The sequence below is a fragment of the Streptomyces sp. NBC_00876 genome, from assembly GCF_045207435.1.
GTDB lineage: Bacteria > Actinomycetota > Actinomycetes > Streptomycetales > Streptomycetaceae > Streptomyces.
On record NZ_CP108800.1, the window covers coordinates 418,992 to 440,134 of the forward strand.

General features: G+C 73.1%; 14 protein-coding genes and 1 riboswitch. Of the genes, 5 read left to right on the plus strand and 9 right to left on the minus strand.

What is annotated here, in order from left to right; all coding sequences use genetic code 11:
- Positions 1-58 precede the first annotated feature (58 nt).
- Both OG782_RS01950 and OG782_RS01955 read right to left on the minus strand, forming a co-directional pair.
- Positions 59-1,726: an OPT/YSL family transporter gene (locus tag OG782_RS01950; RefSeq protein ID WP_406447629.1), complete on the minus strand. Its 1,668-nt coding sequence runs from the start codon at positions 1,724-1,726 to the stop codon at positions 59-61.
- Positions 1,727-1,825: 99 nt separating this feature from the next.
- Entirely contained in the window at positions 1,826-2,623 is a 798-nt protein-coding gene (locus tag OG782_RS01955; protein ID WP_406447630.1) for an IclR family transcriptional regulator, read from the minus strand.
- Between the two features lie 497 nt (positions 2,624-3,120).
- On the opposite strand from OG782_RS01955, the gene OG782_RS01960 reads away from it, so the two are divergent.
- Complete coding sequence (locus OG782_RS01960; protein WP_406447631.1) at positions 3,121-4,197, plus strand: PRC and DUF2382 domain-containing protein; 1,077 nt, start codon at positions 3,121-3,123, stop codon at positions 4,195-4,197.
- Positions 4,198-4,288: 91 nt separating this feature from the next.
- Here the strand turns inward: OG782_RS01960 and OG782_RS01965 are convergent, their stop codons facing one another.
- The 4 genes from OG782_RS01965 to OG782_RS01980 all read right to left on the minus strand — a co-directional run bounded on the left by OG782_RS01965 (position 4,289) and on the right by OG782_RS01980 (position 9,636).
- Positions 4,289-5,077 carry an ABC transporter ATP-binding protein gene (locus OG782_RS01965; protein WP_406447632.1) on the minus strand — a complete coding sequence of 263 codons (789 nt, stop codon included), beginning with the start codon at positions 5,075-5,077 and terminating at the stop codon, positions 4,289-4,291.
- Positions 5,074-6,090 carry a FecCD family ABC transporter permease gene (locus tag OG782_RS01970; protein ID WP_406458796.1) on the minus strand — a complete coding sequence of 339 codons (1,017 nt, stop codon included), beginning with the start codon at positions 6,088-6,090 and terminating at the stop codon, positions 5,074-5,076. The genes OG782_RS01965 and OG782_RS01970 overlap by 4 nt, the downstream gene beginning before the upstream one ends.
- 71 nt (positions 6,091-6,161) lie before the next feature.
- Positions 6,162-7,202: an ABC transporter substrate-binding protein gene (locus OG782_RS01975; RefSeq protein ID WP_406447633.1), complete on the minus strand. Its 1,041-nt coding sequence runs from the start codon at positions 7,200-7,202 to the stop codon at positions 6,162-6,164.
- Between the two features lie 62 nt (positions 7,203-7,264).
- A riboswitch (cobalamin riboswitch) is annotated at positions 7,265-7,452 on the minus strand.
- A gap of 246 nt (positions 7,453-7,698) precedes the next feature.
- On the minus strand, positions 7,699-9,636 hold the full coding sequence (locus OG782_RS01980; protein ID WP_406447634.1) for an acyl-CoA dehydrogenase: 1,938 nt from the start codon (positions 9,634-9,636) through the stop codon (positions 7,699-7,701).
- Positions 9,637-9,881: 245 nt separating this feature from the next.
- On the opposite strand from OG782_RS01980, the gene OG782_RS01985 reads away from it, so the two are divergent.
- The 4 genes from OG782_RS01985 to OG782_RS02000 all read left to right on the plus strand — a co-directional run bounded on the left by OG782_RS01985 (position 9,882) and on the right by OG782_RS02000 (position 18,202).
- Positions 9,882-11,198, plus strand: a complete 1,317-nt coding sequence (locus OG782_RS01985; protein WP_406447635.1) for a hypothetical protein — start codon at positions 9,882-9,884, stop codon at positions 11,196-11,198.
- Positions 11,199-11,350: 152 nt separating this feature from the next.
- On the plus strand, positions 11,351-14,470 hold the full coding sequence (locus tag OG782_RS01990) for an ATP-binding protein (protein WP_406447636.1): 3,120 nt from the start codon (positions 11,351-11,353) through the stop codon (positions 14,468-14,470).
- A gap of 94 nt (positions 14,471-14,564) precedes the next feature.
- Positions 14,565-14,885 (plus strand): sulfurtransferase TusA family protein, encoded by a 321-nt coding sequence (locus tag OG782_RS01995; protein ID WP_406447637.1) that lies wholly within the window; start codon positions 14,565-14,567, stop codon positions 14,883-14,885.
- On the plus strand, positions 14,882-18,202 hold the full coding sequence (locus tag OG782_RS02000) for a S8 family peptidase (RefSeq protein WP_406447638.1): 3,321 nt from the start codon (positions 14,882-14,884) through the stop codon (positions 18,200-18,202). The genes OG782_RS01995 and OG782_RS02000 overlap by 4 nt, the downstream gene beginning before the upstream one ends.
- A 212-nt stretch (positions 18,203-18,414) precedes the next feature.
- Here the strand turns inward: OG782_RS02000 and OG782_RS02005 are convergent, their stop codons facing one another.
- The 3 genes from OG782_RS02005 to OG782_RS02015 all read right to left on the minus strand — a co-directional run bounded on the left by OG782_RS02005 (position 18,415) and on the right by OG782_RS02015 (position 21,081).
- Entirely contained in the window at positions 18,415-19,347 is a 933-nt protein-coding gene (locus OG782_RS02005; protein WP_406447639.1) for a carbohydrate kinase, read from the minus strand.
- Positions 19,348-19,486: 139 nt separating this feature from the next.
- Entirely contained in the window at positions 19,487-20,359 is an 873-nt protein-coding gene (locus OG782_RS02010; RefSeq protein ID WP_406447640.1) for an ABC transporter substrate-binding protein, read from the minus strand.
- A gap of 95 nt (positions 20,360-20,454) precedes the next feature.
- Complete coding sequence (locus OG782_RS02015; RefSeq protein ID WP_406447641.1) at positions 20,455-21,081, minus strand: GNAT family N-acetyltransferase; 627 nt, start codon at positions 21,079-21,081, stop codon at positions 20,455-20,457.
- Positions 21,082-21,143 lie beyond the last annotated feature (62 nt).

A 21,143-nucleotide genomic window follows, 5' to 3' on the forward strand; every position in this document is an offset into this window, starting at 1 on the left:
CCTTGCCGTGCGGGTGGTGCTGAGTGGTGCGGAAGGTGGTTCAGGGGGCGGTGGGCGCTCAGGTCTTGAGGATCTGGGCCGAGTCGCCGAGCGAGCTGCCCGCGATCAGTCCGGCACCGACCAGGTTGAGTTCCTCGTCGGCGGCGGGGCCGCGCAGCTTGCGGTAGCCGACCCGGACGACGAGGGCTCCGAGGACGAGCCAGCAGGCCTGCGGGGTGAGGATGAGCAGACCGGTGGCGAGCATGACGCCCATCTGCCGGCGGGTGCCGCCGAGCAGTTGGATGGCGGCGCCGGGGATGGCCCAGAGGAGCATGGTGCGCACCGCGTCCGGGTCGCCGAGTCCGCTCTTGATGGTGTCGGCGTAGACCTTGGCGACGGGCGGGATGAGCCCCTGTCCGAAGTAGGAGCGCCAGGCCACGGCGACGACGACGAGGGCGACGCCGAAGCCGATCAGGGCGGCCAGGAACTGCTGGCGGCGTCCCTCGCGCTCGAACGGGTCCCAGGGGCGGTGCTCACGTCGCAGCAGCCAGCCGGCCTTGAGGTCGTAGCCCATGTCGGCGAAGGCGGGTCCGGTGGCGGAGACGTACCCGATCAGCAGGGCGAGCGGCACGGACGGGATGCCGATGGCCAGGCCCAGGATGAGGAAGATCAGGGTGACGGCGAAGGACGGGAACCAGCCGGACTGCATGGCGGCGAGGCCGACGATCAGTTCGTGGACCAGGGCCGCGAAGGCGGCGAAGAGCACCCAGCCGACTATGCCGAGCGGGCTCATGTCGCCGATCAGTCCGCCGAGTACGGCGAGGACGACGGCGCCCGCGGTGAAGAGCGCGTAGCCGCGTACCAGGGACAGCCGCAGGGCGCGCTCGTCGACGGTGTAGGCGGTGGTCGGGTCCGCCGGCCGGACGGTCGCGGCGCTCGTGGCCTGCGCCTCGGCGGCCTTCCGCCTGCGTTCGCGGCCGCCCATGAGCATGTGGACGGCCTGGCCGAGTGCGACGATCCCCGCGCCGACCATGACGCCGTGCGGGATGTAGCCGGCGCCGAGATCGGTGTGGAACACATCGGGGCTGTACTGGCGCAGCATGAGTCCGATGCCGAACATCATCAGCGCCCAGACGTTGCCGAGGAAGGCCACACCGGCCGCGGAGAGCGGCAGGCTGAAGAGGGTTCCGGCGAGTCCGACCGCGGTGCCGCCGGCCAGGACCAGGGCGCGGCGTCCTCCCCGGTCGCCGGCCTTGATGGTCTCCGCGGCGGCGGTGCCGGGCGGCCAGGCGGCGTCGGCGGGCAGCAGCCGGGAGCCGAAGGCCCGGTAGAGGACCCAGGCGTCCACGACGAGGCCGATGAACGCGCCGGCGAGCATCGGCCAGACCAGGTCCTTGCGGCCGAAGACGTAGGGCACGGCGACGGATGTCAGCAACGCGTTCGCGGAGGCGAAGGTCGCGGCGGAGATCGCGCTCTGGGCGAGGTTCTGCCGGTGTACGGACCGCATCCGGCGCAGGAAGCCCAGGGGGATGCGTCCGATCAGCATCGCGACGAGCGCTCCGACCACCGAGGTGTTGGCGGAGATGCCCAGCTTGGAGACCAGGTCGATCCCGATGACGGCTCCCACGGCGGAGAGCAGCACCAGGATGACCAGCAGGACGGGTTCCATCACCCTCGGGTGCGACCGGGGCTCGTCGGGGCCGGCCGGCGGCGGGGCAGAGTGCGGCGCGGAGACGTGGTGCGCCATGAGGCACCCCCTTCGGTGAGCAGGGCTGGGAGGCCGGCGGGCGCGCGGGCGCGCCGGCATGGGGAAAGGCCGTGGTGGGGCGGGGCGGCGGGCGCGGGTTCAGCCGCCGAGGGCGGCGGTGATCTCCGCCGCTCCGGCGCGTACCAGCGTCACGAGGGTGTCGACGGCCCGCTCCACACGGTGGGAGGGGCCGATGACGGTGAGGGAGGCGGGAACGCCGTCTCCCTGGAAGACGGGAGCGGAGACCGCCGCCACGGCTTCGTCGTACTCGCCGTGGCTGATGCAGTAACCGTCGGCCCGGACCTGCGCGTAGCAGGCGAGGAGCGCGTCCAGGTCCGTGATGGTGCGGTCGTTGAAGCGCGTCAGTCCGGTGGCGCCGAACATCTGCCGGATCTCGCGTTCGGGGTGGTACGCGAAGATGGTGTGCCCGGACGCTCCGGCGTGGCCGGGCATGACCGCGCCGATGATGGCCGTGTAGCGGACCGGTCCGGTGCCGTCGACGGCGGCTTCGCAGCGGTAGCTGCCGCCGTGCGGGACGTTGAGGACGACGCTCTCACCGGTCTCGCGGAGCAGCCGGGCCAGTATCGGCCGGCAGATCGAGGACAGTACTCCGCTGTGCTCGCTGACCCGGGCCAGACGGGACAGGGCAGGACCCGGGCGGTAGCGGCGGGTGTGCTCGTCGCAGAGCAGGAAGCCGCGCGCGCTCAGGGTGGTGAGCAGGCGCTGGACGACGGCCTTGTCCCAGCCGTGATGGCGGGCGAGTTCGCTGACGCCCCACTCGGGCCGCTGCTCGGTGAAGGTGAGCAGGACGAGCAGGGCCCGGTCCACGGTCTGCAGGACACCGGGGGCCTGCTGTGCGGCGGGGGCCGGGGTGGTGTCCATGCCGTGCTCAGCCATGGGGCCGGGCCTCCTTCGTCCACATCGTCCGTCTGTCGGTGCGGAAATCGCAACGCCGTTGCGATTTCTGGCGAAAGGATGCGGCTGCGCCCAGCGGGTGTCAAGGGTTTCCCGGAAATTCGCTTCGCAGCGGCAACGGCCTGCTCAGGGGCGGTGCCGGGCGGCCGGCGCACACGCCCCGCGGCCGGTGCCGGACGAGCGCGAGAGGGGGCCGCTGCCGGGCGCCGCGCGTCCGGTCGTCCCGCTCCGCCGCCCCCGCCCTCACCGGCGGCCGGATTCGCGGCACACCCAGACCCGTTCACTCGATTGGCCTAATCGGGATTCGGGCCCCGCAGCGGCGTCGCGCGGGGCCTGCGCCGACACGGCACGGGTACGGCGACCGGCCTGCGGGGGCCGGGCGGTTGCAGCGTCCATCCGGGTGAGGCGCGATGGAATCCGGACGCGCCTCCCCTGCTGGAGCCACCCACAGGACGCGCCCGGGCGAGGAGGAATCGGTCATGGGAGCCGCTGACGGTTTCACGGATTCCGGAGAGCTCGACGGCCTGACGGTGTACGACACCGCGGGCGAGAAGATCGGCAACGTGGGGCGGGTGTATGTCGACGACAACACCGGCCGACCGGACTGGATCACGGTGAAGACCGGCCTGTTCGGCATGAAGGAGAGTTTCGTGCCCCTCGCCGGAGCCCGTCGCGTGGGCTCCGACCTGCACATCTCGCATACGAAGGACCTGGTGAAGGAAGCTCCGCGGGTGGACGCGGACGCCCACCTGTCCGTCTCCGAGGAGGAGGAGCTCTACCGGCACTACGGCCTGAGCAGGAACACCAAGGCCGCACTCGGTGACCGGGCGAACGCCGGCGGCACCGCGGGTGCCGGTGCGCCGACCACGTCCGGGACCGGCACCATGGGCGCCGCCGGAGCCGGCGCGGCCGCGGGCGCCGGAGCCATGGGCGCGGCAGGCGCGTCCGGGACCGGCCGGACGCAGGTGGCCGGCACCACGCCGGGCACCTCGGCGGCCGGCATGACCGGTGCGGGCGCCGGAGCGGGCGCCGGAACCGGGAGGCACCGGGACACCGAGACCTCGGGCACGGCCCGCCCGCTGGTCGGGGCCGGAGCGGGTTCCGAACGCTCCGCCGCCGACGGCGTCGGCGGCAAGGAGGAAATGATCCGCTCCGAGGAACAGCTGCACATCGGCACCGAGGAGTACGAGAGCGGCAGGGCCCGCCTGCACAAGTACGTCGTCACCGAGAACGTCACCCGGACCGTGCCCGTCTCGCACGAAGAGGTACGTGTGGTGCGTGAACCGCTGCAGCCGGGCGACAAGGCGGCCGCCCGCGCGGACATCACCGAGCAGGACGTGGAGGTCACCCTGCACGCGGAACGCGCCACGATGCGCAAGGAGACCGTGCCGGTCGAGCGGGTGCGGATGGAAACGAAGAAGGTGACCGAGCAGAAGGAAGTCTCCGCCGAACTGCGCAAGGAGCAGATCGACTACGCGGACGGCACCACCAAGAGCGGCAAGGACATGGGCGGGAAGGACATGGGCGGCGAGTTCGGTCAGGGCCGGCGCCGCTGACCCCCGCGCACCGCGTCGGTCCGGCCGCACCGGACAAGCGAGGGGCGGACCCGCTCACGGGGTCCGCCCTCTCGTGTTCCCCGGGAGGACGTCAGGGCCGCTCCGGACGGAAGCGCACCGAGGGCCGGCCCTGCGGGCCGTCCGGTGTCACGACGGCCCGTACCCGGTAGACGCCGGCGATGAGTTCCTCGGTGATCACCTCCGCCGGTGTGCCGGCCGCGACCACCCGTCCCTCGTTCATCACCACGATCCGGTCACAGAACATCGCGGCCAGATTGAGGTCGTGCAGGGCGACGACGGCGGTCAGCGGCAGCGAGGTGACCAGGGACATCAGTTCCAGCTGGTGCTGGATGTCCAGGTGGTTGGTCGGTTCGTCGAGCAGGAGCTCACGCGGCTGCTGGGCCAGCGCCCGGGCGATCTGGACGCGCTGGCGCTCCCCGCCGGACAGGGTGTGCCAGGACTGGTCGCGGCGTCCGGCCAGACCGGTCCGCTCCAGCGCCTCGTGCACCGCGCTCTCGTCCGCGGCCGTCGGCGCCGACCAGGCGCGGCGGTGCGGGATGCGGCCCAGGCGTACGACGTCCACGACATTCAGCTCGACCTGGGTGACGGCGTGCTGGTCGACCACCGCCACCCTTCCGGCCACGGTGCGACGGCCCACTGCGGTCAGCGGATCGCCGTCGAGGGTGACCGCACCGGCGTCCGGGGCCAGGACTCCGGCCAGGATCCGCAGCAGGGTGGACTTCCCGGAGCCGTTCGGGCCGATCAGCCCGATGGTGGCGCCGGGCGGCGGGGCGAGCGAGACGCCGTCCAGGATGAGGCGGCCGCCCGCCGACCGGCTGACCCGGTCGGCCCGCAGGCCGCCGGCGGTGGTCCCGGTCATGTGGCCCGCCGGGTGCGGTAGAGGACCAGGACGAAGGCGGGCACCCCGATCAGTGCGGTGACGACACCCACCGGAACCTCCTGCGGATCGAGGACGGTCCGGGCGAGGGTGTCGACCCAGACCAGGAAGACGGCGCCGGCGAGCGCGGTGACGGGCAGCAGCCTGCGGTGGCCGGCGCCGGCGAGGGCGCGGGCCGCGTGCGGCAGCACCAGTCCGACGAACCCGATGGCGCCTGCCGAGCTCACGAGCGCGGCGGTCAGCAGCGCGGTCGTGCACAGCAGGACGATCCGGGTGCGCCCGACATGGACACCGAGGGTGGCGGCCGCGTCCTGGCCGAAGGCGAAGGCGTCGAGCGTACGGGCGTGGCCCAGACAGATCAGCAGCGTCACCCCGAGCACGGCGGAGCAGATCCACACGTCGCTCCAGCCGACGCCGCCGAGCGAGCCGAGGAGCCAGAACAGCACCCCGCGGGTCTGCTCGGCGTCGGCGGCGGTCATCACGACGAAGGAGGTGAGCGCGGAGAACAGCTGCATGGCCGCGACCCCGGACAGCACGACACGGTCGGTGCTGCCGCCGAGTGTGTGGCTGAGCAGCAGGACCAGGGCGAAGGAGCACAGCGCCCCGATGAACGCGCCGGCCGACAGGGACACCGCTCCCCCGCCGGCCCCCAGGACGACGACCACGACCGCGCCGGTCGAGGCGCCGGAGGAGACGCCGAGGACGAACGGGTCGGCGAGCGGGTTGCGCAGCAGGGACTGCATGACGGTGCCGCAGACCGCGAGCCCGGCGCCGCAGACGGCGGCGAGCAGGGTTCTGGGCATGCGGAGGTTCCAGATGATGCCGTCCCGGATCGGGCTCAGCGGCGACTGCCCGAACCCGAGGTGGGCCGCGACCGTGGACCGCACGTCGCCGACGGAGATCCTGGCCGGACCGATGGTGACGGCCACCGCGACGGACAGGGCGAGCAGCAGGAGCCCGCCGGCCCACAGGAGCCCGCCGCGGATGGAGCGGATGCCGGGACGCCCGCGCCCACCGTCCGTGGGGGGCGTGCGCTCGCGTACCGCTGCGGCCTGTCCGGTGTCCGTCACCCCGCGAGCCCGAAGGTACGCAGCCCCGCGGCGACGAGTTCCACGCCCTCGACCGTCCGGATGGACGGGTTCATGGCCTGGCCGCTGAGCAGCACGTAGCGCTGGTGCCGGACGGCGTCCATGTTCTTCGTGGCGGGGTTGGACTCCAGGAAGGCGATCTTCTTCGCGGCGCTCTCGGCGGTCTGCGACTTGCGGGTCAGGTCACCGATGACCAGCACGTCCGGGTTGCGGTCGGCGACGGTCTCCCAGTTGATCTGCGGCCATTCCTCATGGGTGTCGTCGAAGGCGTTCTCCGCACCGAGTTCCCGGGTGATGATGCCGGGCGCGCCGCAGCAGCCGGCCAGGTACGGGGCCTCGGAGTTGGCGAACCAGTACATGAGGGAGGCGCCGGAGGCGTCGATGCCGCTCGCTGCCTTCCGTACCCGGGCGCGCAGCTCGGTGACGAGCTTCTCGCCCCGCTCCGGAACGCCGAACACCTCGGCCAGGTCGCGCACTTCCGCGTACACGCTGTCCATGGTCAGCGCACCGGTGCGGACCCCGTCGCCGTCCTTGGTGTTGTCCTTGGCGGTGCAGTCGGCGGGCGAGACGTAGGTGGGGACACCGAGCTTCTCGAACTGCTCCCGGGGAGCGACGCCGCCCTTGGCCAGCGTGGACTCGAAGGACGCGCTGACGAAGTCGGGCTCCTGGTCCAGGACCTTCTCGGACGAGGGGCGGTTGTCGGAGATCCTCGGGACGCCGGCGTTGGCCTTCTCCAGGCCCTTCATGACCGGGTCGGTCCAGGTGGCCGTGGCGGCCAGCCGGTCCGCGAGGCCGAGCGAGAGCAGGATCTCGGCCGATCCCTGGTCGACGGGGACGGCACGCTGCGGGGCGGCCTTCACGGTGACGGTGCGTCCGCAGTTCTTCAGCGTCACCGGATAGCCGTCGGCTCCCGGGGACTTGGCGGCGGAGCTGTCCGCACCGCCGCCGCAGGCCGTCAGCAGGAGGAGTGAGGCGGTGAGCAGGGCGGCGGATCGGGCGGGGCCGGCTATGGGCGGCACGGAGTACCTCGGCGTCTCTGGGCCCATGCGCGGGGCCCGGTGTACGGAGTTCCGCGGCCCGGTCCCGGACCGCGGGTGCCAGCAGGTCTTCGGACTCGGGTTCATGCGGACGGGGCGCCTTCCCGGGAAACCGTGGGTCTCCCAGTGGCCGTGGCCCCGCCCGTCCCCCTCACCGCTGCGCGTCAGCTCCGGATTCGCACCGGATTCCCTGACCCCTACGTGGAGTTCGACTGGCTCCGGGCACGCTACCACGAGCTTCTGCGCAGCTCAGCGGCGGTGCGGCCGGTGCTGCGGGCTCCCCGTCGTGCCCGGCCCGGCGGGGACGCCGGGGGCCGACGGGGCCGACGGGCGGCATGGCGCCCGATGTAGCCGCCCCCGCGCGAGGCCGTCGCGCGTGGGCGGCGTCCACCCGTTCACCTCTTGTGGCGAACCGATTCCTCACTCATGTACTGCGGCGTTCCGCACCACCGCGACGGCGCCCTTCGCGCAGTGCGCCTCATCGCTCACCCCCGGCAGGTGTCCCGCTCCGCGTCCGGTGCCAGGACGCGCCCGGGTCGTCGTACGCGTCGATGTACCCGGCTCCCGTGATGGGCCAGTCGGCGAGCAGTTCCTCGGGAATCGCGAAGGATTCGGCCAGGGCCGGCAGATGCGCGCCGACGGCGGAGACGAGCCCTTCGACGGTCTCCGCCAGCCCGTCGGCCTGCTCCGCGGTCAGCCGGCCGCCGACGAGCAGGTCACCGGTGTTGCGTTCGATCCAGCGCAAGGCGAACAGCCGGGCCAGTTCTCTCAGCCGCTCGCGGGCCCGTCCTTCGGGCAGGGCGTCGACCGCGTCCGCGTACGCGTCGGCCGCCAGCCGGTACGCATGGGCCTCCACCCCTCGCAGCGCGGGTCCGGCGGCCGCGTTCCACCGCTCCAGCGGGTCACCGTCCCCGGCCCGTGCGATGCGCGCCCCGGCCCGCGCGAACCAGGTCCGTTCCACGTGCGCCAGGAGCCCGGCGAGGAACCTCGGATCGGTGAGGTCACCGGGAAGCGGTGCGGCGCCGGGACCGGGACCGGGACTGGGACCGGGACCGGGACCGGGACCGGCCAGGGTGTCGGGCCCCGCGGCGAAGACCATGTCGGCGGCCGCCTTGACATGGATGGCGAGGTTGTCACCCTCCGCGGTGATGGCACCCTCCACGCCGGTGACGAGTTCGGTCATGCCGTTGTGCTCCAGCAGGCCCTGCGCACCGCATCGTTCGCGGCACTCCACGATCACCGCCCTGGCCTGCCAGGTGATCCACCCCTTGGCGATGTCGACCAGCCGCTGGACCTCCTCGCGTTCGGCGGCCGGCCGGTCCGCCGCCGCCTCCCAGCGGGCGAGGACCCGGCGGTGCAGCAGGCTCATCGCGAAGACGGTGGCCATGGCCTCGGCCAGCGGGCCGTGATGGCTGCGGTGGGCGATCACCGGCACCCGCGGCGACGGGCGGATCCCCGAGATGTACCGGTGGCCGCCGTAGCGCACCGCGACGGCCAGGGTGGCGCGGGCGGAGCCGACCGCACTGGCGCTCATACAGATCCGGCCGGCCGTGACGCGCGCCACCGAGGTGAGGAAGCGGCGCCTGCGGCCCGCGGTGCCGCTGCGGAACTCTCCGTCGTCGCCGACCCGGCCCTGATCGCCACCGAGCAGCGCGCCTCGACCGACGAACACCTGGTCGAAGGAGGTCAGGCAGTGGTCCACGGGGCTGCCCATCCGCGCGGGCAGCCTGCGGACCCGCACCCCCGGCAGGGCGCGGACGTCGTCGGTGAGCGGCACCAGGAGGAGGAAGACCCCGTGGTCGGTGCCGCCGACGATCAGCCGGGCGGCGACGAGCCCCGTCTTGGGGCCGCCGGCCGGACCGGTGTTGGGCATGAACTTCTGCGCCCCGGGTCCCGGGGTGTTCAGGACGAATCCGTCCCGTTCCCGGTCGTACGTGGCGGTCGTCTCGACGGCGGCGGCGTCGTTGCCGTGCGCCACCTCCGTACAGAGGAACGTTCCTGTCCGCCGGAGCCGGAGGAAGTCCGACAGATCGCGGGGGTTGTCGGGGTCGTGGTCCAGGAGGGTGCCGAGGAAGAGGTTGTAGTGGATTCCCGCGACGGTGGTCAGCGCGGGATCCAGCGGGGCGAGCCATTCGTGCAGCGCGGCCAGCGCACGCGGGTCGGCGGCCAGCCGGGCGCCGCTGTCCAGCGCCTCGTTGAGGCGGTGCAGCCGGGCGTACGTGAGCGCGAGCCGCTCATCGGGCGAGGGCCCGGGAGGGGGGCCGGACGGGCGGCGAAACGGTTCGGTGGCGACGAGCCGTCGCCAGAAGCCGTGCTCCCGGCGGGCCTCCTCGCCGAGAAGCACCGTGGTGAGCCGGTCCACGACCGGTTCGGTGCCCGCGCCTGCGAATCCGGCACTGTCGATCATTGTGGTCATAAGACAAGAACGAGCGGGAAACAGTCAGGACACCCGATACCAGTGTCAGGACACCCTATTCCGGCAGGCGGGGCCACCGGGCCCGGCCGCCCCGCCACAGCGGCCGGCACTCGCACCTTGTGGACGCACGGCCCCGCCCGGAGGGCGCGCTCGTCGCCGCCCGTACCGGCCACCCGCCCCGCACACATCACCCGTACGCAGTAACCCGCCGCGCCGCACGAGCGTCCAGGGCATCCCCTTGGGGCATGGAACGGGACCCCGGCCAGTCGGCCGTACCGGACGAGAGCGCCGAACTGGAAGCCCTGCGCGCCCGGGTGGCACAGCTGGAGGCCGGTGTCCCGGCCCGGCCCCGGCTGCGGCTGCGCTCGTTCTCCGCGGTGCTGCTGATCCTGGTGGCCGCCGTACTCACCCCCCTGAGCATCCTGTCGAGCTGGGCGAGCGACGTCGCCGGGGACACCGACCGCTACGTGGCGATGATGAAGCCGCTGGCCTCCGACCCCGATGTACAGGCGGCGGTGAGCAACCGGGTCACCGACGCCGTCATGGCCCATCTCGACGTCGACGCGCTGCTGGCGGACGTCGCCCCCGCCGACCGGCCGCTCGTCGACAAGGCGCTCGGCAGACTCGGCGATCCGCTCACCGCCGGTATCACCGGATTCGTGCACGGCACGGTGGAGCGGTTCGTCACCAGCGACGCGTTCGCACAGGTGTGGACCAACCTCAACCGGTCCGCCCACGCCTCGGTCGTTAAGGCGCTGACCGGTGAGGGCGGCGGCGCGGTGAAGCTGACCGACGACGCCGTCACCCTGGACCTCGCCCCCGTCATCGACCAGGTGAAACAGCGCCTCGTCGACCGCGGTCTGACGGTCGCCGGGAAGATCCCGGAGATCCACACCGACTTCACGGTGCTGACCTCCGACTCGGTCGGCAAGGCCAAGAAGGGCTTCCGGGCGCTGGAGGTCCTCGGCTTCTGGCTTCCCGTGTTCACCCTGGTCGTCGCGGCGGGCGGGGTGCTGCTCGCGGTCCGCCGCCGGCGGGCCCTGGTCACCGCGGCGCTCGCGGCCGCGGTGGGTGCCGCCCTGCTCGGGATCGGTCTGTGGGCGGGGCGCGCCTTCTATCTCGACAGTCTCCCGTCCGAGGTGTCCCAGCCGGCCGCGGGTGCGGTCTTCGACGCGCTGGCCGGCTATCTGCGCGCCGGTGTCCGGCTGGTGGTGACCGTCGCAGCGGTGGTGGCGCTCGCCGCGTGGCTGACGGGCCGGGGCCGGGCGGCGACCCGGGTCATGTCGATGTGGAGCGGCGGCATCGGGGCCGTGCGGGACGCGGCCGGATTCACCGGCGGCCCGGTCGGCAGGTGGGTGCACCGCGCGAGGCGTCCGCTGAACTGGGCGGTGGTCGTGGTGGCCGTCGCGGTGCTGGTGGCGTGGGACCGGCCGACGGGCCTGGTCACGGTGTGGATCACGCTGTGCGCCCTGCTCGCCCTGGCGGTCGTCGAGTTCCTCGACGACGACAGCGCCCCGCATCTGGCGGCGGACGGTAACGGGCGGGTCATGGGCGGTTCCTGACGGCTAAGGGCTGTCCGTCCCCGCACCGCCCCCTCACCGGAACGCGCCGACGGACCGGTCCAGGCGGTCCGTAACGCCCCAGTAACGCGGAGTGGGTAGACAGCTCTCCTACGCTCTCGTACGGATGACAGCTGATCGCTAGGGTGTGCGGCATGTCCGGACCGGCCCAACCACCGCGCGCGGGACGGCTGTCGCTGCGGCTGCTCGGCGGGTTCGCGGCCGTCCGCGACGACGGGGTGGCCATCCCCCGCCGCTGGCGCCGCAGCACCGCACAGACCCTGGTGAAGGTGCTCGCCGTCGCGCCCGGGCAGCGGCGCCACCGCGAGCAGGTGATGGACCTGTTGTGGCCGGACGCGGCGATGGAGACGGCGGTGCGCAATCTCCGGGTCACGCTCCACGCCGCCCGCCACGCCCTGGAGCCCGAACTGGCGCCGCGGACCGCCTCCTCCTATGTCCGGGCCGAAGGGCAGCTGCTGTTCCTGTCGGAGCACGTGCGCGTCGACGCCGAGGAGGCCGAGGAGGCCGCCCACGCGGCGCTCGCCGCCCGGGACGCCGACGCACTGGGCGCCGCCCTCGGCGTGCTGGAACAGGAGTTGCTGCCCGAGGACCGGTTCGCCGACTGGGCCGGTGAGCGCCGCCGCCGGATCGAGACGCTGCGCGAGCAGCTCGTGCCTGCACTGGCCGACCGGCTGTCGGACTCGGGCCGCACCGATGACGCGGTGGGTGTGCTGCGCCGCGCGGTGGACCGCTCCCCCGCCGACGAGGTCCTCCATCTGCGTCTGGCCCGCATCTGGTGCGAACTGGGCCGGCCGCGTCAGGCCATCCGCCAGTACCACGCCTGCCGCGAGGCGCTCGCCGACGAGCTGGGGGTGCGGCCCGGGGTCGAGCTGGAGGCGCTGCACCGTACGGCGCTGGCGGCGCTCGACGCCCTGGGAGCCCCGCCCCGGTCGCGGCAGGCGCCCGCACCCGCCCCGCTCCCGCCCCCCATCCGCCGGCCCGAACGGCTGCCGCTGTTCGGCCGCGAGCGGCCGCTGGATCTGCTCACCCGGCATGCGACGGCGGCCGAGGGCGGCACCCCGCTCGTCGTGGTGCGCGGTGAGGCGGGGATCGGCAAGACCCGGCTGGTCGCCGAGACGGCCCGGCACGCGGCGGCGCAGGGTGTGTGCGTGCTGTGGGGTACCGGCCACGAGGCCGAGGGGCAGACGCCGTACGGGGTGTTCGCGGACGCGCTCGACGGGCATCTCGCCGGATGCAGCGCCGCGGAACGGTCCCGGGTGAGTGCCGAACACATCGGGCTGGCCTCCCTGTTGCCGTCGCTGGGCGGCGGCCCGCCCGCCGCCGCGAGTCCGGAGGAGGAGCGCGCCCGGCTGTTCCGGGCCGTGGCCGGTGTGCTCACCGATCTCGCGGCGACCCGCCCGGTGCTGATCGTGCTCGACGACCTGCACACCGCCGACCCGGGATCGCTGAGTCTGCTGCATCATCTGGTGCGCACCTCCCAGGCCCGGCGGTGGCGGTTCATCGCCACCAGCCGTGACGACGGCCCGGAACCGGACGGACTGCGCCGGCGGGTGCTCGACGGCATCCTGCGGCAGGGCATGGCGGTGGAGGTCGATCTGCTGCGGCTGAGCCGCGCCGACTGCGCGGGACTCGCCGCGGCGGCCGCCGCGGCCGAGGGACGCGCCGAGGACCGGCGCAACGGCTCCCGCGTCTTTCGCCTCTCGCTCGGCAACCCGCTCTTCGCCATCGAACTGACCAGCAGTCCGGAGACCGACCTGGAGCGGATGGGGCCGCTGCGCAGGACCACCGCCGAACCGGCGGGCGACGCCGTTCCCGACAGCATCCGCCGGCTGGTCGGCGGCCGGCTGGCCCGGCTGCCCGCGGACGCCCGGCGGATTCTCGCCGCGCTGTCCGTGGCGGGCGGCGCCGCCGTCCCGCTAGGCGAGCTGGAGTCCGTCGCCGCCGCCGGACTGCATCCGCCCATGGACGGGCCGGCCGTCACATCGGCGCTCGACGCGGCCGTTCTGTCGGGGATCGTGGAGGAACGCGACGTCGTCATCGCGGGCCGGCCGGTGCTCGGCCATGCGTTCCGCCACCCGCTGGTGCGCCTGGCGTGTGCGGACGGGCTGAGCCGGGCCGCGCGACGGCGTCTGCACCGGGCGTACGCGGACGCGGTGCTGCGGCTGCGGCCCGGAGCCGTCGATCTGATCGCCTTCCATCTGGCGGTCGCCGACGACGTGCGTGCGCCCGGCTTCCTGCGGACCGCCGCCGACCGGGCCGCGGCCCTGTATGCCAACGACAGCGCCTGCGACTACTACCGGGAGCTGGTGGCGCACCTCGAACCGGTGGACCTCGCGGGGGCCGCCGAGGCGCGCCTGGCCTGGGGTGAGGTGCTGCGGCGCGCCGCCCACTATCCGGAGGCGGAGGAGGTGCTGCGGCGGTCCCTCACGGATCTGGTGGCGGCCGGCCGCCAACCGGGGGCTCTGCGCGCCGCGGTGTGCCTGGCCGAGGTGCTCGGCCGGGCCGGGCGCCCCGACGAGGGGCTCGACGTGCTGCGGAACGCGCGGGTGGACAGCAGGTCGGCGGCGGCCGACCGGGTCGCCCGGCAACTGGCCGTCGGCGCACTGAACTTCCACGCCGGACGCTACGAAGACGCCCTGCCGGCGCTGCACCGCGCCGAGTTGGAGACCGCCGGTATGCCCGTCGCCGCGCGACGGCCGCTGCTGTCCCGGCTGTTCACTATCCGCGCCGCCTGTCTGCTGGTCTCCGGTCGGATCCGGGAGTGCCGCGGGGCGGCCGAGGAGTCCCTGCGCACGGCCGAGGAGTGCGACGACGCCGCTCTGATCTCCAGCGCCCTGTCCGTGGTGGGTGAACTGGCCCGTGAGGAGGGCCGGCTGGACGCGGCACGGGACTGTGCCCGGCGTGCGGTGTCGATGGCCCGGCGCACCGGTGACCCGACCGTCCTCGCCTTCGACCAGAGCAACCTCGCCGGTGCCGAACTGCTCCTGGGCGACCATGAGCGGGCTGCCGCGCTGGCCACCGCGGCCGTCCGGCTGGCCCGTTCCCTCGGCTCCTCGTGGGTGCTGCCGTACGCGTTGGTGGGCCTGGCCGAGGTCGAGTTGCGCCGCGGCCGGCTGGACGGGGCCCAGGCCGCGCTGAGCGAGTGCGATGAGGCGATGTCCCCCTCGCCGGACCCGCAGGTGCTGGACGGCATGCGGAGGCTGACACAGGAGCTCGCCGAGGCCCGCACCGCACGGGCGGCCGCGCGGCCGTAACGGTAATGGCCGGGTAACAGGGCCTGCCTACCGTCCTGGCCAGTCCCGGAATCCCGGGGTGTGCGTGCCCGTACCTCCCGAGGAAGAACTGCCCATGTGTGCTGCCTCGTTCCCCGCACCGTCAGGCCCGGACGACGCGGTCCGTGCCGTCGTCGACGCGGGCGGCGAGCCGTGGGCCCGGATCCTCGGTCTGCTGGAGCGGCGCTGCCGTGACCTGCCTGTGGGCGGCGTCCTGGAACTGCACAGCGCCAACCCCGTGGTCCGCGCCTCGCTGCACGAATGGTGCCGGCTCACCGGCTCCACCCTCCTCAGCGAGGAGGCGTCGGGCGAGCGGAGCACGTACCGCATCGAGCCGGCACCTCCCGCGCGGGGCACGCCGCATCCGTCCCCCCTCCAGAACCCGGAGTCCTCATGAGACCTCCCGCCCGTGCCAGATTCGTGGCAGCGCTCGCCGTCGCCGCCCTGTGCTCGCCGGCCCTCGTGCCATCGGCGGCCGCAGGCCCCGCTTCCTTGCCCTCGGCCGGCCCGTCCGGCACAGCCGTGCACCGGACCGTCACGCTCATCACGGGTGACCGGGTGACGGTCACCACCACCACGGACGGCCGGACTTCGTACAGCGCGGTTCCTGCTGCCGGTTCGCGGCCGGGCACCGTCCTCATGCGGACGGACATCGACGGCGACGCCTACTTCTACCCGAGCGATGTCATCGGCAAGGTCGGCTCGGTGCTGGACCCGCAGCTGTTCAACGTCGACGGTCTGGTCCGAGACGGTTACGACGACACGCACACCGGCTCACTGCCGCTCATCGTGCGGCGGACCGGCGCCGGCCGGCCGCAGGCCCTGACCGCCGGTGGACTGCTGCCCGCCAAGCGGGACTTCCACGCGCTGAAGGCCAGCACCGCGGTCCTGGACAAGGACGACGCGGCCGAGGTCGGTGACGCCCTCTCCGCCAAGGGCGCACTCGACGGGGTGCAGAGCATCTGGCTCGACGGCAAGGTCCACGCCGACGCGCTGGACCGCAACCTCACACAGATCGGCGCCGACACGGCCTGGCAGTCCGGCCGGACCGGCAAGGGCGTCAAGGTCGCCGTGCTGGACACCGGCGCGGATCAGACACATGCCGACCTGGTGGGGCGCGTCAGCGAGGCGAAGGACTTCTCCGGCACCGGCAACACCCTGGACAAGGTGGGTCACGGCACACATGTGGCGGCCACCGTCGCGGGCAGCGGGGCCGGTGCGCCGGGAGTGCGCTCCGGCGTCGCCCCGGACGCGGACCTGATCGTCGGCAAGGTGCTCGGCGACGACGGATCCGGTTCGGACTCCCAGGTCATCGCCGGTATGGAGTGGGCCGTCGCGCAGGGTGCGAAGGTCGTCAACATGTCGCTGGGCAGCGGCCCGACGAACGGCAAGGACCCGGTCACCCAGTCACTGGAGGCGCTGGCCAGCTCCTCCGGCACGCTGTTCGTGGTGTCCGCGGGCAACACAGGGCCGAACACCGGCACGGTGTCCGCGCCGTCGATCGCCCCGCACGCCCTGTCCGTCGCCGCGGTGGACTTCACCGGCGGCACCGCCTCGTTCTCCAGTCGCGGGCCGTCGTTCAACGGCACGGTGAAGCCCGAGATCGCCGCCCCCGGTGTCAATGTCGTGGCGGCGCGCGCGGCGGGGACGAACATAGGAACCCCGCAGGCCGACCCCGCCTACACCGCGCTGAGCGGTACGTCGATGGCCGCCCCGCACGTGGCGGGTGCCGCGGCGGTCCTGGCCCAGGAGCACCCCGGCTGGAGCGCCGACCAGCTCAAGCACACGCTGATGGGCAGCACGACGGCCCCGCAGACGGGCCAGTCGGTGTACGACGTCGGCACCGGTGTGGTGAACCTCCCCGCCGCGCTGAAGCAGTCCGTGGTGGCCGACACCGGAGCCGTGGACTTCGGCCGCCTCGACGTGTCGGACGGCACCGCGACCCGCCCGGTCAAGCTCACCAACACGGCGGACGCCCCGGTCACCCTCGACCTCAAGGGCTCGCTGGCCGCGACGGGTTCGGCCCCGCCGGCCGGTCTGCTGAAGCTGTCCGCGTCCACGGTCGCCCTCGGCGCCGGCGAGTCCACCGAAGTCACCCTGACCGTCGACGCGGCCGGCACCCCGACCGGTACGTACACCGGCAACCTGACAGCCCTGCCGTCCGGCGGCGGCCAGGAACTGCGCATTCCGCTGCTCCTGGACCGGGCCCAGACCCTCAAGGTCACCACCCTCGACCGTGCGGGCAAGCCGGCGGCCGCCCAGATCTCGCTTCTCAACGCGGACAACGGCGCCGCGATGAACGCGGAGGTCAGAGCGGAGGGCACCCGTGATCTGCGGGTGCCGGAGGGCCGTTACATGGGTCTGGCGATGATCGCGATGACCATCGACGGTGTGCACCAGATCGCGATCGTCAGCGCCGACCTCGCACCCGGTGCGGACGAGATCGTCTTCGACGCCCGCAAGGCACGCCGCTGGACGGCGTCCCTGGAGGGCAAGGACACCCGGCCCGAGTTCATGACCGGCAATCTGACCCGCACGACGGATGACGGCCGGTTCGGCATCCGGCACAGCATGCTGGCCGGCGGCGCCTACGGGGCCTTCGGCCGGGACGCGCTGTGGATCACTCCGACGACCGCACCGCATCTGGGCAAGGTCGCCTTCAACGAGCGCTGGCGGCTTGCCGACGCGGACAGCGACATCACGGTGGGCGACACGACGGCGCTGTACGACGCCGCCTACGCGCAGGACGATGTCGCTGACAACCCGGAGCGACGGCTGACCAGCGGCGAGGTCAAGAAGTTCGCCAAGGTCCGCATGACCTACCGGGGCATGAACGAGAAGCTCCGCTACCAGGAGGGAAGCGTTGTCTACGGCACGGGCCTGAACGGCCTGAACGTCTCCTCGCCCTCCTACCTGACGGTCCCCCGTGAACGCACGGAGTACCACCAGGCCGAGGACCGGATCTGGCTGCGGTTCACCTACCGTCACCTGGGCGGCGTGGAGATGGACTACGCCGCGAGCCAATTCAGCTACGTACCGGGCAGCTCGACCCGGGACACCTGGTTCACCGGGCCGTTCTCCATCGGTGTCTCCGGCCTGACGACAGGTCCCAGGCTCCAGTTGAGGATCGACGACAACGTCAACCCGGAGGGACGCGTCGGCGAGTACTCCGACTTCAACGTCCCGCAGCGCTTCCGGTCCACGACGCAGCTCTTCCGCAACGGCACGCTCGTCGCCGACAAGGGGTCGATGATCGACAAGACCTTCGCGGACGCGGACAAGGCCTCGTACGAGCTGCGGCGCGGCTTCACCTCTGCGGGGATCTTCCCGATGGGCGGTGAGGGGAGCGCCAAGTGGACGTTCACGGCGGGCGGCACGGGTGAGACGGCGACGCCGGTGAACCTGCTCAATGTGTCGTTCGACGCGCCGCTGAACGAGCTCAACCAGGCGCGTGCCGGTCTCCCCCTGCTCGTGAAGGCCGATGTCACGGGCGCGGTGGGCGGCTTGAGCAAGGTCCGCGCCTGGGTGACCTCCGACAACGGTGTGACCTGGAAGCAGGTCCTGGTCCTGCGTCCGCACGACGGCGGTTACCGCTTCGTCGCGCCGCACTCGGCACTGGTCAAGGGCGGCTTCCTCGGCCTCCGGGTGACGGCCGAGGACCGGCAGGGCAACACCGTGGACTCGGCCCTCCCGAGGGCCATCCCGGTCACCTGACCCCGGCCGCCGGTCCGGGCCGCCGGTCCGGGCCGCCGGTCCGGGCCGCCGGTAATGCCCCAGTAACGGGCAGTGGGTAGACAGTCCTCGTGCCGGCGGCAGCGGATCGGTGGGGGGTGTCCGGCAGGTCCCGACCCCCGGTCCGCCAGCACGTCATCCGCACCGTGGCGGTGCCACCGTCCCCGTGGGGGGTGACGGTGGCACCGTCGCGTTCACATCCGGCCGAGCGCCACCTCGAGTTCCGCCTTGTCGGGCGGAGTGGCGCCGGCCCGGGCGACGGTCACGGCCGCCGCTGCCACCGCGTGCCGCAGGACGTCGGTGACGGTGGCCCGGTCCAGCGCCCGCAGCCGTTCCCGCCCCGCCGGCCCGAGCAGTCCGTGACCGGCCAGCGAGTGCAGGGTGGCGGACATGAAGGCGTCCCCCGCCCCCACCGTGTCGACGACCTCGGCCGGCAGCGCGTCCGCGGTCACCCGCCCGTCGGGCAGGACCGCGAACGCTCCGTCTGCGCCCCTGGTGACCAGGACGACCGCCGGGCCGGCGGCAAGCCACCTCTCGGCGACCTTCTCCGGGTCCTGGCCCGGGTACAGCCATTCCAGGTCCTCGTCGCTCGCCTTGACCACATCGCTGAGGGCCACGCAGAGCTCGGCCTTGCGCACGGCGGCCTCGTGGTCTCCCATCAGTTCGGGTCGCACATTGGGGTCGTAGCTGACGGTGGCGGCGGCCCGCAGCGATTCGACGGCGGCGAGGACCGTGGCCGCACCGGGTTCCGTCACGGCGGCGATCGAGCCGGTGTGCACGTGAGCGGGCGACCGTTCCGGGGCGACGGGGCCGAGTGTCCAGGTGATCTCGAAGGTGTACGCGGCCTGTCCCGCACCGTCCAGGGTCACGGCCGCGGACGGGGTGGGCGCGGTGGAACCGTCCGTGCGGACGTCGACCCCGGCGCCGGCCAGGTGGTCACGGATCAGCCGCCCGTTCCCGTCCGCCCCGAGCTGGGTGAGCAGGGTCACACCCTGGCCGAGCCTTGCCAGGCCGTACGCGACGTTGGCCGGGCTGCCGCCGGGGTGGACCCGGTCGGCCGCGCCCGGCAGCCGGACGATGTCGGCGACGCATTCGCCGATGACCAGCAGGTCGAGTCTGTCGATCATGAGGGTGAGTTTCTCCTGGAGTGCGGTGGCATGGGTGTCCTGGCAGGCGGCGGGGCCCGCGGATCCGTTGAGCCCGATCCTGCCTCGTGCACGGCGGATATCGGTCGCGTCGGCGACCGGCCGGGCCCACCCCCCGGCGCTACGCCTCCAGGGCGTCGGCCACCAGCGCCAGGAATCGCGCGTGGGCGCGCGCACTGCACACCGGCTCGGGGTTCCAGGGCACCACCCGCGCCGAGCGCTCGAGCGCCGCCCACTGCTCGTTGGTCCCCAGCTCGTCGAGCGGGGTGGCGTTGACCCGGATGTCGGCGAGCACGACGGCCGGGCGGAGCGCCGCGGCCTGCCCCCAGCCGACCGTGGACCAGTTCGCACCGGGCCCCTCGGCCGGTTCCACCAGGCCGACGCCGAGCTCGGCCAGTACCCATAGTTCGGGCCACATGCGGGGGCGGGCCAGGTGTGCCTGCTCCGGGCCTGCCGGGGACAGTGCGAGGACCCTCGCCCGGTCCGGCCCGGCGGTCAGTGCGCGCAGCCGGTCGCGGGCGGCGTCCAGTTCCCGCGTGGCCGCCAGGGGTTCCTCGGCACCGAGGGAGCGGGCGAGCTCGGCAAACCGCACGGCGATCTCCGCGAGGGTGCGTGTCTGGCCCACGTCGATGACGACGACCGGAACACGCTCCTCCAGATGCTTGGCCGTCTCCGGATCGAGGCCGTAGACCTGGCCGCCGCCGTAGCTGACGGCCACCACGAGGTCCGGCTCGCCCCTCAGCAGCGTGTCCACGTCCAGCCTGGCGCCCGCCCCGGCGTACGCGACGTCGGCCAGGGGCAGCGAACCGGTCTTCGCCGCGTCCGGCACCGCGGGGTCATCGTGCCCCGAGCCGAATATCGCGCTCGGGCGAATGCCGTGATCCCATAAGGTCGCACCGGCCTGGACATAGGCGAGGACCTTCGCCGGGCGCCGCCCGGCGGCCGATACCTGTCCACGATCGTCGGAGAATTGCCACACGGTCCGCTCCCTCACGTCACACCTCGCACCACCTGCCGCCCCCCGTCGCGGCTTCGTCGAGGACTACCTGCCCAGCGGGACGGCGCGGCACCCCCGGCGCCGGCGACGGACTACAGGTCCGCCGCCGTGGAACGCACGAGGTAGGTGACGGGTCCGGGATCCGGGACCGCGATCCCCGTGAAGCCGAGCCGGTCGTAGAAGGCTCCGGCCGAGGTGTTGGCGGTGAGCATGGACAGGTGCACGCCCTCGACCCCCTTGGCGTGCACGGCCGCCAGGAACGTGCGCATCAGCTCTCTCCCGTACCCCCTGCGCTGCCAGTCGGGCAGCAGGTCGATGTGCAGGTGGGCGGGATGGTCCTCGAGTTCGGGCAGGACCATGCGCTCCGGATCGTGCAGCAGGGCGATCATCTCGTCGCTGGGGCTCTGCGGCGCACCGTCCGGCTTCGGGTAGCGGTCCTCGACGAGGGGCAGCCACCGCTCGCGGAACTCGGTCACGAAGCGCGGTGTGTCGGCGGTGCCCAGGATGTATCCGACCGCCCGGCCGGTCCCGTCGTCGATCACGAAGGCCAGTTCGGGTTCGAGGTGGGCGTACGGCGCGGCGAAGATCGACGGCATCAGTTCGTGGTCCGGGTACAGATGCCGGGAGTCGCCACCGTTGTCGGCCGTGCGGACGCAGATGTCGGCCAGGGCCGCGCGGTCGCCGGGGTGGTAGGCCCTTGGGCCGGGAAGCAGGGTCACCTCCTCATCCTGCCGGGACTGGGAGCGCTCCCACAATCGTGCGGGAAAGATTTCTTCGAACA